Origin of the sequence: Martinezella lusitana, assembly GCF_010668395.1 — a bacterium.
Classification (GTDB): Bacteria; Pseudomonadota; Alphaproteobacteria; order Rhizobiales; family Rhizobiaceae; genus Rhizobium; species Rhizobium lusitanum_A.
Map to the genome: position 1 here is coordinate 85,619 of NZ_WUEY01000004.1, position 12,319 is coordinate 97,937.

14 protein-coding genes are annotated in these 12,319 nt (G+C 61.6%); all 14 read right to left on the minus strand.

What is annotated here, in order from left to right:
• Positions 1–3 precede the first annotated feature (3 nt).
• The 14 genes from ureE to urtA all read right to left on the minus strand — a co-directional run bounded on the left by ureE (position 4) and on the right by urtA (position 12,142).
• Positions 4–507, minus strand: coding sequence for an urease accessory protein UreE (gene ureE / locus GR212_RS10460; protein WP_163986426.1), 504 nt, complete (start codon positions 505–507; stop codon positions 4–6).
• 78 nt (positions 508–585) lie between these two features.
• Positions 586–1,446, minus strand: coding sequence for a GGDEF domain-containing protein (locus GR212_RS10465; protein ID WP_163986427.1), 861 nt, complete (start codon positions 1,444–1,446; stop codon positions 586–588).
• Between the two features lie 274 nt (positions 1,447–1,720).
• Complete coding sequence (ureC, locus tag GR212_RS10470) at positions 1,721–3,433, minus strand: urease subunit alpha (protein WP_163986428.1); 1,713 nt, start codon at positions 3,431–3,433, stop codon at positions 1,721–1,723.
• A gap of 3 nt (positions 3,434–3,436) precedes the next feature.
• The gene (locus GR212_RS10475; protein WP_163986930.1) at positions 3,437–4,060 is read right to left on the minus strand and encodes a Urease operon accessory protein; all 624 of its coding nucleotides are present in this window, start codon (positions 4,058–4,060) and stop codon (positions 3,437–3,439) included.
• Between the two features lie 17 nt (positions 4,061–4,077).
• Entirely contained in the window at positions 4,078–4,509 is a 432-nt protein-coding gene (locus GR212_RS10480) for a lysozyme inhibitor LprI family protein (protein WP_163986931.1), read from the minus strand.
• Positions 4,510–4,535: 26 nt separating this feature from the next.
• Positions 4,536–4,841: an urease subunit beta gene (locus tag GR212_RS10485; protein ID WP_163986429.1), complete on the minus strand. Its 306-nt coding sequence runs from the start codon at positions 4,839–4,841 to the stop codon at positions 4,536–4,538.
• A 10-nt stretch (positions 4,842–4,851) separates the two neighbouring features.
• Positions 4,852–5,106 carry a DUF1272 domain-containing protein gene (locus tag GR212_RS10490; protein WP_163986430.1) on the minus strand — a complete coding sequence of 85 codons (255 nt, stop codon included), beginning with the start codon at positions 5,104–5,106 and terminating at the stop codon, positions 4,852–4,854.
• Between the two features lie 7 nt (positions 5,107–5,113).
• Positions 5,114–5,416 (minus strand): urease subunit gamma, encoded by a 303-nt coding sequence (locus GR212_RS10495; RefSeq protein WP_034503828.1) that lies wholly within the window; start codon positions 5,414–5,416, stop codon positions 5,114–5,116.
• 142 nt (positions 5,417–5,558) lie between these two features.
• Positions 5,559–6,380: an urease accessory protein UreD gene (locus GR212_RS10500; protein ID WP_163986431.1), complete on the minus strand. Its 822-nt coding sequence runs from the start codon at positions 6,378–6,380 to the stop codon at positions 5,559–5,561.
• 164 nt (positions 6,381–6,544) lie between these two features.
• Entirely contained in the window at positions 6,545–7,240 is a 696-nt protein-coding gene (urtE, locus tag GR212_RS10505; protein WP_163986432.1) for an urea ABC transporter ATP-binding subunit UrtE, read from the minus strand.
• Between the two features lies 1 nt (position 7,241).
• Positions 7,242–7,997, minus strand: coding sequence for an urea ABC transporter ATP-binding protein UrtD (gene urtD, locus GR212_RS10510; RefSeq protein WP_163986433.1), 756 nt, complete (start codon positions 7,995–7,997; stop codon positions 7,242–7,244).
• A gap of 4 nt (positions 7,998–8,001) precedes the next feature.
• On the minus strand, positions 8,002–9,162 hold the full coding sequence (gene urtC, locus GR212_RS10515; protein ID WP_163986434.1) for an urea ABC transporter permease subunit UrtC: 1,161 nt from the start codon (positions 9,160–9,162) through the stop codon (positions 8,002–8,004).
• Positions 9,159–10,784, minus strand: coding sequence for an urea ABC transporter permease subunit UrtB (gene urtB, locus GR212_RS10520; protein ID WP_163986435.1), 1,626 nt, complete (start codon positions 10,782–10,784; stop codon positions 9,159–9,161). The genes urtC and urtB overlap by 4 nt, the downstream gene beginning before the upstream one ends.
• Positions 10,785–10,852: 68 nt before the next feature.
• Positions 10,853–12,142 (minus strand): urea ABC transporter substrate-binding protein, encoded by a 1,290-nt coding sequence (urtA, locus tag GR212_RS10525; RefSeq protein WP_163986436.1) that lies wholly within the window; start codon positions 12,140–12,142, stop codon positions 10,853–10,855.
• Positions 12,143–12,319 lie beyond the last annotated feature (177 nt).

Consider the following 12,319-nt stretch of genomic DNA (forward strand, 5'->3'; position numbering starts at 1 on the left):
CGTTCAATCATGCGAGTGGTCGTGGTGATCGTGCCCATGGTCATGATGCTGGCCGTGGCCATGCGAATGGCCGCTATGGGAATGATAGGCGCCGCGGGCAGGCTGGAAAGGCTCGCTCACTTCGGTCACCGTCGCGCCCAGCCCTTCGAGCATGGAGCGGATTACATGATCGCGCAGGATCAGGATGCGCTCTTCCTCGATCTGTGCGGAAAGATGCCGGTTGCCGAGATGCCAGGCAAGTTCGATCAGATGCCTGCGGTCGCGCGGACGGATCTCGAAGAGCTTTTCGTCCGCAGCCACGATCTCGATCAGCTCGCCATCCTCGCGCACCAGCAGATCGCCACTGGCGAACAGCACCGGCTCCTTGAGGTCGAGCATGACCATCTCGCCGTTTTCGAGATGCAGCAGCTTGCGGCGCAGATGGCGCAGATCGTGCGGCAGGACGACGCGATCGATCGGATTGGAGGAAGGGGTGCCGGCCGGCAGATAGGAGGTAACGCGTTGCATGGCGGTTCCAAATGAGAGCTTTGTCAGACCATGCAAAATAGTCGCCCTCAGTGCAAGCGGCTATGGCGCTTGGCGCGACTACATCCGCTGCACATACCGTTGCAATTCCCTCACATCGGTCGTCGCTTCCTGTTCGTGCTCGGTCGCACAGCGATGCCAGACCTGGGACAATCGCTCGCGCTCGTGCATGACGCGGTTTCGGCCGAGCGTCTTGGCCAGATAAAGGGCTTTGTCGGCCGCGGCATAGACGGTCTCCGTCTTGCGATCTTTGCCGATGTCGGCGATACCGGCGGAAATGGTGATCTTCACCGACCCGCCATCGACAGAAATCGAATGCCCGGCAATCTGCTCCTTGACCTCTTCGACGCGGGCGATGCGCTCCGCCGTATCGCCGCCGTGGATGATGGCACCGAACTCCTCCCCGCCGAGCCGCGCAACGACGTCGTTTCCAACAAAGACATCCGAAAACATCTGCGACACGGCAACGATCACGGCATCGCCGGATGCGTGCCCGAAGCGATCGTTGATGGTCTTGAAGCGGTCGACATCGAAGATCACCAGAGACGCGCCGTCCCCAGCCATGTTCAACGCTTCGGTGAAGGCGCGGCGGTTGAGGAGGCCGGACAGCGTATCTGTGCGGCTCAACCGCTCGAACTCGGCGCGGGAAACGGCAAGCTTGTGGATCGAAAAGCCGGCCAGCATCGCCAGCGCGCCGGACACGGTTCCGCCGATGATCCAGGCCAGGAGAACGCCGAGGCGCATCGCCTCCAGAATCGGCAGCGGCAGAAGATCGAGCCATTGCAGCACGAGCAATAACGTCAGGATGATCGCAAGCGACATGATGACGGCGACAAAACTCATCTTAAGCGCGAAAATAAAAATCGCACGTCGCTGCTGAAAGTTACCGAGTTCGGCCTGCAGCGAAATCCATTGTTTCATGCGATTCACCTTCCTCAGCCCACCGTTTCGAACATGTGAGATAGGGGCCAAGACGCTTCCAGGTCTTTAATGCAATGATTAAAATGCGCGGCATTTCCCAAGTTGTGAACAGTAGGAAGCACACACCCGCAAAATCCAGTTTGCCGACAAGAATGCGACACCGCGGCGCCACCGCTTCCCATCTTCGATAATGCTGTATTCAGTGCGCAGCAGAAGAAAAGCCCCGGATTGCCGGGGCTTTCACATTCGCCGATGGCTGATGGCCAAAAGATCCTCAGAAGAGGAAATAGCGTTGCGCCATCGGCAGCACCGTCGCCGGTTCGCAGGTCAGAAGTTCGCCGTCCGCGCGCACCTCGTAGGTTTCCGGATCCACCTCGATATGCGGCGTCAGGTTGTTATGGATCATCGACGCCTTTGAGATGCCGCCGCGCGTGTTCCGGACGGGCAGCAGCGTCTTGGCGATGCCGAGCTTGCCGGCAAGCCCGGCATCGAACGCGGCCTGGGAAACGAAGGTCACGGAGGAATTCGTCCGGTTCCTGCCGTAGGCGCCGAACATCGGCCGGTAGTGCATCGGCTGTGGCGTCGGGATCGAGGCATTCGGATCGCCCATGGGTGCCGCGGCGATGGAGCCGCCGAGCAGGATCATCTCGGGCTTCACGCCGAAGAAGGCCGGGTTCCAGAGAACCAGATCGGCACGCTTGCCGACCTCGATCGACCCGACCTCATGGCTGACGCCGTGCGCGATCGCCGGGTTGATCGTATATTTTGCGATGTAGCGCTTCACGCGGAAATTGTCGTTGTCGCCAATCTCCTGGGCCAGTCGGCCACGCTGGCGCTTCATCTTGTCGGCGGTCTGCCAGGTGCGGATCGCCACTTCTCCGACGCGGCCCATGGCCTGGCTGTCTGATGAAATGATCGAGAATGCGCCGATATCGTGGAGAATATCCTCCGCCGCGATCGTCTCCTTGCGGATGCGGCTTTCGGCAAAGGCGATATCCTCGGGGATCGACGGAGACAGGTGATGGCACACCATCAGCATGTCCAGATGCTCGGCGATGGTATTAACCGTGTAGGGCCGCGTCGGATTGGTCGAGGAGGGAATGACGTTCGACTGACCGCAGATCTTGATGATGTCGGGAGCGTGGCCGCCGCCGGCGCCTTCCGTGTGGAAGGCATGGATCGTACGGCCCTTGATGGCGCCGATCGTGTCTTCCACGAAGCCGCTTTCGTTCAACGTATCCGTGTGAATCATCACCTGGACATCGTATTCGTCGGCAACGCTGAGGCAGCAGTCGATCGCCGCTGGCGTCGTGCCCCAATCCTCATGCAGCTTCAATGCGCAAGCGCCGCCGAGCACCATTTCCTCCAGCGCCGCCGGCAGAGACGCGTTGCCCTTGGCCGACAGGCCGATGTTCATGGGAAAGGCGTCGAAGGATTCGATCATGCGCGCCAGGTGCCAGGGACCCGGCGTGCAGGTCGTCGCCAGCGTCCCATGCGCCGGGCCGGTGCCGCCGCCAAGCATGGTGGTGATGCCCGACATCAGCGCTTCCTCGATCTGCTGCGGGCAGATGAAATGGATATGGCTGTCCATGCCGCCGGCGGTGACGATCTTGCCCTCGCCCGCGATCGCCTCCGTGCCCGGTCCGACGATGATGTTGAGATCAGGCTGCGTATCCGGATTGCCGGCCTTGCCGATCGCGACGATGCGGCCGTCCTTCAGGCCGATATCGGCTTTGACGATCCCCCAATGGTCGAGGATCAGCGCATTGGTGATGACGGTATCGACGGCGCCGTTTGCCCGCGTCACCTGGCTCTGCCCCATGCCGTCGCGAATGACCTTGCCGCCGCCGAACTTCACTTCCTCGCCATAGGTGGTGAAATCCTTCTCCACCTCGATGAACAACTCGGTATCGGCGAGACGAACCTTGTCGCCCACAGTCGGTCCGAACATGTTGGCGTAGGCGGCGCGGGAAATCTTGTAGGGCATGAATCAGTCTCCTTGGGAGGCAGAGATGAGGTTCGTGTCGGCAAGGCGTTTCAGGCGGCCGAGGGAGATGTAAGCGTCCACCAGCCATTTCTCGGCGGCAAACGGATGCTCCTCCCAGCCGGTATGGCTAAAGCCGGTAATGGCGACATCGTCGTTCGGATGGCGCAACAACACATCGGCAATGACGATCATGCCGCTGCTCGGCACCACGTAGGAGCCGGGATCATGGTCGGCGAGCGCGGCATCGACGCCCTCGTGAACAGACTGGCCGATCACCACATGACGTTTGCCCGTTGCCTGGCAGAAGGCGGCAAACTGGTCCGTATAGTCATCGCAGAAATCGTCGAGTTCCGGATGCGAAATCGCCAGCGACGCACGCAGCGCGGCGAATTTGCCTGGATCGCGAACGCTCCAGATTTCCGATGCAGAAGCGACGGCAGGGCTCTTGCGCCATTCGGCCGAGCCGAGCATGGCGCGCGCCGGCCGGCCCGTATTGCAGACGGCGACGACATCCGTCCGGCTGCCCCCGGCGCCCATCGAGCGGCAATCGTTGAAGCGGATCACGAGATCGGCGGCGTCGATCGCGGCGGCTGAGCCTGCCGCAATCTCACCATTGCCGACGATCATCACGCTGCGCCTGGCGCTCACTGATCGCCCTCCGGCCCGTCGGCGAGATCCTTCAATTCCTTGGTGCGCTTCGTGGTCAGGTCCGCCTTGCAGCCCGAAACGAGCATGGGCTCCATGGAACCGCCGCGAGCCTGGAACCCTTGCGCCTCGCATTCGCCGTCGCGATAGTCCACCCAGGCGCGCTGCGCCTTGATGAGCGCCTTTTCGGCACCTTTCATATCGTCGTCCAGATCGGCATCGATGGCGATCATCGCAGCACGCGTCTTCTTGTATTGCACGTTCAGCGCCTTGTCGGCCGTGTCGAAATCGCGCGCGGCACAAATGTTCAGATCCGTCTGCGCTTCCGCCTTGGCGCAATCGATCTTCGGTTCATCCGCAGCGTTCTGTGCAAAAGCAGAACCGCAGAGCAGGATTGCGGCAAGAGCTGCAGCGGGCATAAGCAATTTCATCGACATGCAATTCCCCCCAAGAAAACCTAAAGCTTGCCCATGACCTGCTGACGGAAGCCGTAGACTTCACGCTTGCCCGACAAGGGGATCAGCGTCACGGAACGCGTCTGCCCCGGCTCGAAACGCACGGCGGTCCCGGCGGGAATATCGAGCCGCATCCCCTTTGCCTGGTCGCGATCGAAAGAAAGCCCGGCATTGGTTTCGGCAAAATGATAGTGGCTGCCGACCTGCACGGGCCTGTCGCCGGTATTGGACACCTCCAGCGACACGGTCGGCGCTCCGGTATTGAGTTCGATGTCGCCGCTCGCAGCGATGATTTCACCTGGGATCATGATTTTCTCCTCATGCGGCCCGGACGGGCGCACATCCCTCTGCTTTCAGAATACGCTTGGTCGAAGCAGGATATTTGGCAAGCAACGCCGCCGGGCGGACGGGGCGACGGGCGAAGTCACCGCCGCAATTCGGGCAGGCGCCACCCAAGACATTATCGGCGCAATCGGCACAAAACGTACACTCGAAGGTGCAGATCATCGCCTCGCTGCTTTCCGGCGGCAGATCCTTGTCGCAGCATTCGCAATTGGGTCTCAGCTCCAGCATGGCAGCCTCACCGGATCGGCTCGTGGACGGTCACGAGCTTGGTCCCGTCGGGAAATGTCGCCTCGACCTGAACGTCGTGGATCATTTCGGCAATGCCTTCCATCACCTGATCCCGGGTAATGACGTGGGCGCCGGCCTCCATCAGCTCGGCAACCGGCCGGCCGTCGCGCGCACCTTCGACGACGAAGTCCGTTATCAGCGCGATAGCTTCGGGATGATTGAGCTTCACGCCGCGCTCCAGCCGCCGCCTCGCCACCATTGCCGCCATGGAAATCAGCAGCTTGTCTTTTTCTCTCGGAGTGAGGTTCATCGCCTACCTATGTGATTGCGGTTTTCAGAGCGCGACGCCGAAAAGTGTGAGCGGGTTTCGGACGGCATCATGCTCCGCTTCTTTGATTTTGGAGCCGGATGATTTCAGGTCAAGCGGACCTAAAGTCATCTATCTCCGGAGACTACAGGTTCCAGACTTTCGGCACAGGCGCTCCATTGCGCAAGGCGGAAATGATCGGGATGAGGATTTTTCTGAGCGCGAAGCCATCGGCGGCGGCGAGCCGCACGACGAGCTTTTCGCCCCACTGGCTCGCGCCTCCCATATGGGTTTCGAGGAGGGGCCGGATTCGGCCAAGATAGGTCTCGGCCTGCGGCCCGACATAAAGCAGGGTCGCAAAGGCAACCTGACCGCTCAACACGGCCGCCTTGGCCGTCAATCCGGCGACATCGCCGTCCAGGCGCAGCTCCTCGGCATGAACCAGCCGGCCGCCGCGACGGATGCGCCAGCGGTCGCGGAACAGCCCCTGCTCCATCGCTTCGCCCATGGCTTTCCGCCCGAGCAGGATCGCCTCGACGGCCAGGAATTCCGCCGTGTCGCCAAGCTCGACGTTCAACGCACGCGAAAGCGAGGCGCGGTCGAACAGGATCGTCTCCTGCGGCAGCCAATCGACCCTCGCGCCGCTGCCGACCTTGATCGACGTCTCCACCTCGGCCGTGCCGGCCGAAGCCTTGTAGATCTTCTCGCAGGCCTGCGTCGTCACATCGATGCGCGTGCCCGGCGCGGCAACGACGCTCCAGTCCATCCGGTCGCCGCCGGTCAAGCCGCCGGCCGTGTTGATGATGACTGCTTCCATGGAGTGGTCGAAGGTCTCGGGCAATCGGATCTTGGCCGCCCCCTCCTGATAGAGCTCGGCAAGGCGCGTTCGGCCGCCCAGCCACTTGGCCGCAAGATGGCCGCGACCACGCGCCCGCTGCGGTCTTGTGCCTGCCGCCGTCATTGCCATCTGCCTCTCCACACACCACATCATGCCGATGCCCGGTCATTGAAACCCGGCAAGGAATAAACGCAAGCAATTTCTGTGCCTTATGCGATCCCTCGCGATCATGGCCTGCCGCCGGGCACCTCAGCCGCATTTTTCACCAAACGCCGAAAAGAAAGGCAACCGCCTCAGACGGTCAGGTGCCTGCGGGCCTCGGGCGTATCCAGCGTCTCCGCCAGCCCCTCATGCACGATCTCGCCGCGATCCATGATGTAGACGTAGTCGGCAAGCTCGCGGCAGAAATCGAGATATTGCTCGACCAGCAGGATCGCCATGCCGGTGGAATCCCTCAGATAGCGGATCGCCCTGCCGATATCCTTGATGATCGACGGCTGGATACCCTCGGTCGGCTCGTCCAGCACCAGCATCTTCGGCCGCGTCACCATGGCCCGGCCGATCGCCAGCTGCTGCTGTTGGCCGCCGGAGAGATCGCCGCCGCGACGCGACAGCATGGATTTCAACACAGGGAACAGATTGTAGATATCATCCGGAATCGTGCGGTCACGGCGGGCAAGCGGCGCATAGCCGGTCTCGAGATTTTCCTTGACCGTCAGCAGGGGAAAAATCTCGCGCCCCTGCGGCACGTAGCCGATCCCCTGCTTGGCGCGGGCGAACGGCGCCATGCCGTTCAGCGCCACGCCATTGAAGGCAACCGTGCCAGCCGACAACGCGTGCTGCCCGGTGACGGCGCGCAAGAGCGAACTCTTGCCGACCCCGTTGCGCCCGAGCACGCAGGTGATCTTGCCCATCTCCGCCTTGATGGAGATGCCGCGCAGCGCCTGCGCGGCGCCATAATGCAGATTTGCGTTTTCGACTGTCAGCATCTCACCGCCCCAGATAGTTCTCGATCACCTTCGGATCGCTGCTGACGAAATCGATGGACCCTTCCGCCAGAACCGATCCTTCCGCCAGGCATGTCACCTTGACGCCGAGATCACGGATGAAGCCCATGTCGTGCTCGACGACCACCACCGAGCGCGTCTTGGCGATCTCCTTCAGCAACACTGCCGTCTCCGCCGTCTCCGCATCCGTCATGCCGGCCACCGGCTCGTCCACCAGCAGAAGCTTCGGCTCCTGCGCGAGCAGCATGCCGATCTCCAGCCATTGCTTTTGCCCATGGGAGAGGTTGGCCGCCAGCTCGTCGCGGCGATGTGACAGGCGCACCGTCTCGAGGATCTCCTCGATGCGGCTGCGATCGGCAGGCGTCAGCCGATAGAAGAGCGTCGCGAAAACACCGCGATTGCGGTTGAGCGCCAGTTCGAGATTGTCCCAGACGGTATGGCTTTCGAAGACGGTGGGCTTCTGGAATTTCCGGCCGATGCCGAGCTGGGCGATATCGGCCTCGTCCTTCTTCGTCAGGTCGATCTGGCCGTTGAAGAACACTTCGCCGTCGTCGGGACGCGTCTTGCCGGTGATGATGTCCATCATCGTGGTCTTGCCGGCGCCGTTCGGGCCGATGATGGCGCGAAGCTCCCCCGGTTCGATTACGATCGACAATGCGTTCAAAGCCTTGAAGCCATCGAAAGAGACAGAGACGTTGTTGAGATAGAGCATGCTGTTGGGCTTGATATCCGGGATCATGGTCCTACTCCGCAGCCTGCACCGATTGTTGGGTGTCATCCTTCGCGGCCTTCGGCGGCGGGCTTGCCGGTTTGCGCTTCCTGCCGAGATATTGCGCGATCGTGCCGACGATGCCCTTCGGCAGGAACAGCGTCACCGCGACGAACAGGCCGCCGAGCGCAAACAGCCAGAAATCGGGAAACAGGCCGGTAAAAACAGTCTTGCCGCCGTTGACGAGGATGGCGCCGATGATCGGGCCGATCAGCGTTGCCCGTCCGCCGACCGCCGTCCAGATGACCACTTCGATCGAGTTGGCCGGGGCGAATTCACCGGGGTTGATGATGCCGATCTGCGGCACGTAGAGCGCACCGGCGATCCCCGCCATCATCGCCGATACGACGAAGACGAAGAGCTTCATGTGTTCGACGCGGTAGCCGAGGAAGCGCGTCCGGCTTTCGGCGTCGCGCACGCCGACCAGCACCTTGCCGAACTTCGAACGCACGATGGCCGAGGATAATAGGAGTGCCAACGCCAGGAACAACGCCGTCACGGCAAAGAGCGTGGCGCGCGTGCCATCGGCCTGGATGTTGAAGCCGAGGATATCCTTGAAATCGGTCAGGCCATTATTGCCGCCGAAGCCCATGTCGTTGCGGAAGAAGGCAAGCAGCAGCGCATAGGTCATCGCCTGCGTGATGATCGACAGGTAGACGCCGTTGACACGCGATCGGAAGGCGAACCAGCCGAAAACGAAGGCGAGCAGGCCGGGCGCGACCAGAACCATGAGCATGGCGAACCAGAACTGATCGAAGCCGTACCAGAACCACGGCAGCTCCTTCCAGTTCAGGAACACCATGAAATCGGGCAGGATCGGGTTGCCGTAGGTGCCGCGCGAACCGATCTGCCGCATCAGATACATGCCCATCGCATAGCCTCCGAGCGCGAAGAACGCGCCGTGGCCGAGCGAAAGAATGCCGCAATAACCCCAGACCAGATCGAGTGCCAAAGCGAGCAGCGCATAGGTCAGATACTTGCCGAGCAGCGACATCAGGTAGGTCGGCACATGCAGCGCACTCGTTTCCGGCAACAGCAGGTTCGACAGCGGCACCAGCACTGCGACGGCAAGCAGGATCGCAATGGCGATGCTGATGCGGCGGTCGAGCGAACGAAGAATGAAGGCGGTAATCATGCTTCCACCGCCCTTCCCTTGAGCGCGAAGAGCCCGCGTGGACGTTTCTGGATGAAGAGGATGATAAGGACAAGAACGAGGATCTTGCCGAGCACCGCTCCTGCATAGGGTTCAAGGAACTTGTTGAGGATGCCGAGCGAGAAGGCACCGACGAGCGTGCCCCAAAGATTGCCGACACCGCCGAACACCACGACCATGAAGCTGTCGATAATGTAGCTCTGACCGAGGTTCGGCGAGACGTTGTCGATCTGCGAGAGCGCGACGCCCGCCATGCCGGCAATGCCCGATCCCAGGGCGAAAGTGAAGGCATCGACCCAGGATGTGCGTATCCCCATGGAGGAGGCCATGCGCCGGTTCTGCGTCACCGCCCGCATCTGCAACCCGAAGGCCGAGCGCTTGAGGAGCAGCAGCAGTGCCACGAAGACGCCGAGCGAGAAGACGATGATCCAGAGACGGTTCCAGGTGATCGAGAGATAGCCAAGGTCGAAGGAGCCGGACATCCACGAGGGATTGCCGACTTCCTGGTTGGTCGGCCCGAAGATCGAGCGCACCGCCTGCTGCAGGATCAGCGAAATGCCCCAGGTGGCAAGCAGCGTCTCCAGCGGCCTGCCATAAAGGAAGCGGATGACGCCGCGCTCGATGACGAGGCCGACGGCGCCGGTGACGATGAAGGCAACCGGCAGGGCAATGGCCAGCGACCAGTCGAACAGCGCGGGATAGGAGGTGCGGATGATGCTTTGAACGACGAAGGTCGAGTAGGCACCGAGCATCACCATCTCGCCATGCGCCATGTTGATGATGCCCATGACGCCGAAGGTGATGGCAAGGCCGATGGCGGCCAGCAGCAGCACCGAGCCGAGCGACAGGCCGTACCAGACATTCTGCACCGCATCCCAGAACTTCAGCTGCTCCTGAATGCCGGCGATGGCGGCGGCGACATCCGGCTTGAGACTATCATCGACGGAAACCGAGGAGAGAATGCCGATGGCATCCCGGCCGCCTTCGTTCTTGATCGTCTCGATCGCGGCTTTCTTGTCCTCCAGCGGACGGTCGGAGCCGAGCACGGCAACAGCCCTTGCCCGTTCGAGCACGGCGCGAATCTCTCCATCCTTCTCGTTCTGCAGTGCGGTCTCGACCGCCTCCAGCGAATCCGCGCTCGGCGATTTCAACACCGATTGCGCTGCTTCCAGACGAACGCCGCGATCCGGGCTCATCAGCGTCAGACTGCCGAGAGCCGCGCGAACGGCGCGTCGGAGGCTGTTGTTGATCTTGATCTTGCTGAGATTATCCTTGGCTTCCTGGCCGACGGCCTGCCCGCTCAAAGGATCCAGCAGGTCCATCGTCTCACCGGAGGATTTGGCGATGAACACCTGATTGTCGGATTTGCGGAGGTAGAGATCGCCGTCCGAGAAGGCCTGCAACGCCGGCACGACCTTGGGATCGCCAGTCTTTGCAAGATCCTGGACGATCTCGCCGGCCTTCTGGAAATTGGCCTGGCCGAGCGAATTGATCAGCCCGTGCGCATCCTCCTGGGCGCGCAGGCCTGTGGCCGTCAGCACCAGCACCAGGCAGAAGCCGGCGACCAGCGCCAGGGCCATGCGGTAAACGAATTTGTCGAACATTGCGCTCGTCCCCTCAAGCTGCCGCGGGCAGAGAAGCCTGCCCGCGGCGATCTCGCATCGATGGCGGCTCAGGAGCCCTTGCCGCCGCACTTGCCGGTGGAAACGTTGAAGTTGCCGCAGTTCATCGGCATGCGCCAATCCGAGATCAGATCCTTGCTGTCTGGCAGGTAGTCCGACCATTCCTTGCCCACCACTTCAGGCGTCTGCGAGACGATGTCGAACTGGCCGTTTTCCTGCACTTCGCCGATCAGCACCGGCTTGGTGATGTAGTGGTTCGGCATCATGGTGGCATAGCCGCCCGAAAGGTTCGGAACCGAGACGCCGACGAGCGCATCGATGACCTTGTCGGGATCGGTCGTGCCGGCCTTCTCGACTGCCTTCACCCACATGTTGAAGCCGATATAGGCGGCTTCCATCGGGTCGTTGGTCACGCGCTTGTCGTTCTTGGTGTAGGCGTGCCATTCCTTGATGAAGGCGGCGTTGGCCGGCGTGTCGACGGACTGGAAGTAGTTCCAGGCGGCGAGATGCCCCACAAGCGGCTTGGTATCGACGCCTGCCAGTTCCTCTTCGCCGACCGAGAAGGCGACGACCGGGATATCCTCGGCCTTGACGCCCTGGTTGCCCAGCTCCTTGTAGAAGGGAACGTTGGCATCGCCGTTGATCGTGGAGACGACGGCAGTCTTCTTGCCGGCGGCGCCGAAAGCCTTGATCTTGGAGACTTCCGTCTGCCAGTCGGAGAAGCCGAACGGCGTGTAGTTGATGATGATGTCTTCGTCCTTGACGCCCTTCGACTTCAGATAGGCTTCGAGGATCTTGTTGGTCGTGCGCGGATAGACGTAGTCCGTGCCTTCGAGCACCCAGCGCTGCACGCCTTCGTTCTTCATCAGATAGTCGACGGCCGGGATCGCCTGCTGGTTCGGAGCGGCACCCGTGTAGAAGACGTTGCGCTCGGACTCCTCGCCTTCGAACTGCACCGGATAGAACAGGATCGAATCCAGTTCCTTGAACACGGGCAGAACGGACTTGCGCGACACGGAGGTCCAGCAGCCGAACACGGCGGAAACCTTGTCCTTCTCGATCAGCTCGCGGGCCTTTTCGGCAAAGAGCGGCCAGTCGGAGGCCGGGTCGACGACGACGGGCTCGAGCTTCTTGCCGAGAACGCCGCCCTTCTTGTTCTGCTCGTCGATGAGCATGAGCATGGCGTCCTTCAGCGTCGTTTCCGAAATCGCCATGGTGCCGGAAAGCGAATGCAGCACGCCGACCTTGATGGTATCGTCGGCGGCGAAGGCGCCGTGGAATGCGGTCGTGGACATGATGGCGCCAAGCAGCGCGCCGGAGACGAGAGTCTTGAATTTCATCGTGGTTCCCCTCTTTTTGTCTGCCGCAACGGCCGGTAAACGAAGATTAACCGTTGCCTTTCGCGACTATCCGGCAGCCACTGGGGAAACCACATACGTAATATGACGTAGGCGCCGGGGCGAAATGTGCAGCTTTGCGCGCCCTCGTGCCCTTAAGCACCGTATGGATCCATGTTA

What these genes read in the sequence shown, in the direction of transcription:
- ureE (WP_163986426.1), bottom strand. Translation starts at nt 507, where the DNA reads ATGCAACGCGTTACCTCCTATCTGCCGGCCGGCACCCCTTCCTCCAAT.
- urtB (WP_163986435.1), bottom strand. Translation starts at nt 10,784, where the DNA reads ATGTTCGACAAATTCGTTTACCGCATGGCCCTGGCGCTGGTCGCCGGC.
- urtE (WP_163986432.1), bottom strand. Translation starts at nt 7,240, where the DNA reads ATGCTGACAGTCGAAAACGCAAATCTGCATTATGGCGCCGCGCAGGCG.
- ureC (WP_163986428.1), bottom strand. Translation starts at nt 3,433, where the DNA reads ATGCCCTACAAGATTTCCCGCGCCGCCTACGCCAACATGTTCGGACCG.
- GR212_RS10475 (WP_163986930.1), bottom strand. Translation starts at nt 4,060, where the DNA reads ATGATCGTCGGCAATGGTGAGATTGCGGCAGGCTCAGCCGCCGCGATC.
- GR212_RS10495 (WP_034503828.1), bottom strand. Translation starts at nt 5,416, where the DNA reads ATGAACCTCACTCCGAGAGAAAAAGACAAGCTGCTGATTTCCATGGCG.
- GR212_RS10480 (WP_163986931.1), bottom strand. Translation starts at nt 4,509, where the DNA reads ATGAAATTGCTTATGCCCGCTGCAGCTCTTGCCGCAATCCTGCTCTGC.
- GR212_RS10465 (WP_163986427.1), bottom strand. Translation starts at nt 1,446, where the DNA reads ATGAAACAATGGATTTCGCTGCAGGCCGAACTCGGTAACTTTCAGCAG.
- urtA (WP_163986436.1), bottom strand. Translation starts at nt 12,142, where the DNA reads ATGAAATTCAAGACTCTCGTCTCCGGCGCGCTGCTTGGCGCCATCATG.
- GR212_RS10490 (WP_163986430.1), bottom strand. Translation starts at nt 5,106, where the DNA reads ATGCTGGAGCTGAGACCCAATTGCGAATGCTGCGACAAGGATCTGCCG.
- GR212_RS10500 (WP_163986431.1), bottom strand. Translation starts at nt 6,380, where the DNA reads ATGGCAATGACGGCGGCAGGCACAAGACCGCAGCGGGCGCGTGGTCGC.
- GR212_RS10485 (WP_163986429.1), bottom strand. Translation starts at nt 4,841, where the DNA reads ATGATCCCAGGTGAAATCATCGCTGCGAGCGGCGACATCGAACTCAAT.
- urtC (WP_163986434.1), bottom strand. Translation starts at nt 9,162, where the DNA reads ATGATTACCGCCTTCATTCTTCGTTCGCTCGACCGCCGCATCAGCATC.
- urtD (WP_163986433.1), bottom strand. Translation starts at nt 7,997, where the DNA reads ATGATCCCGGATATCAAGCCCAACAGCATGCTCTATCTCAACAACGTC.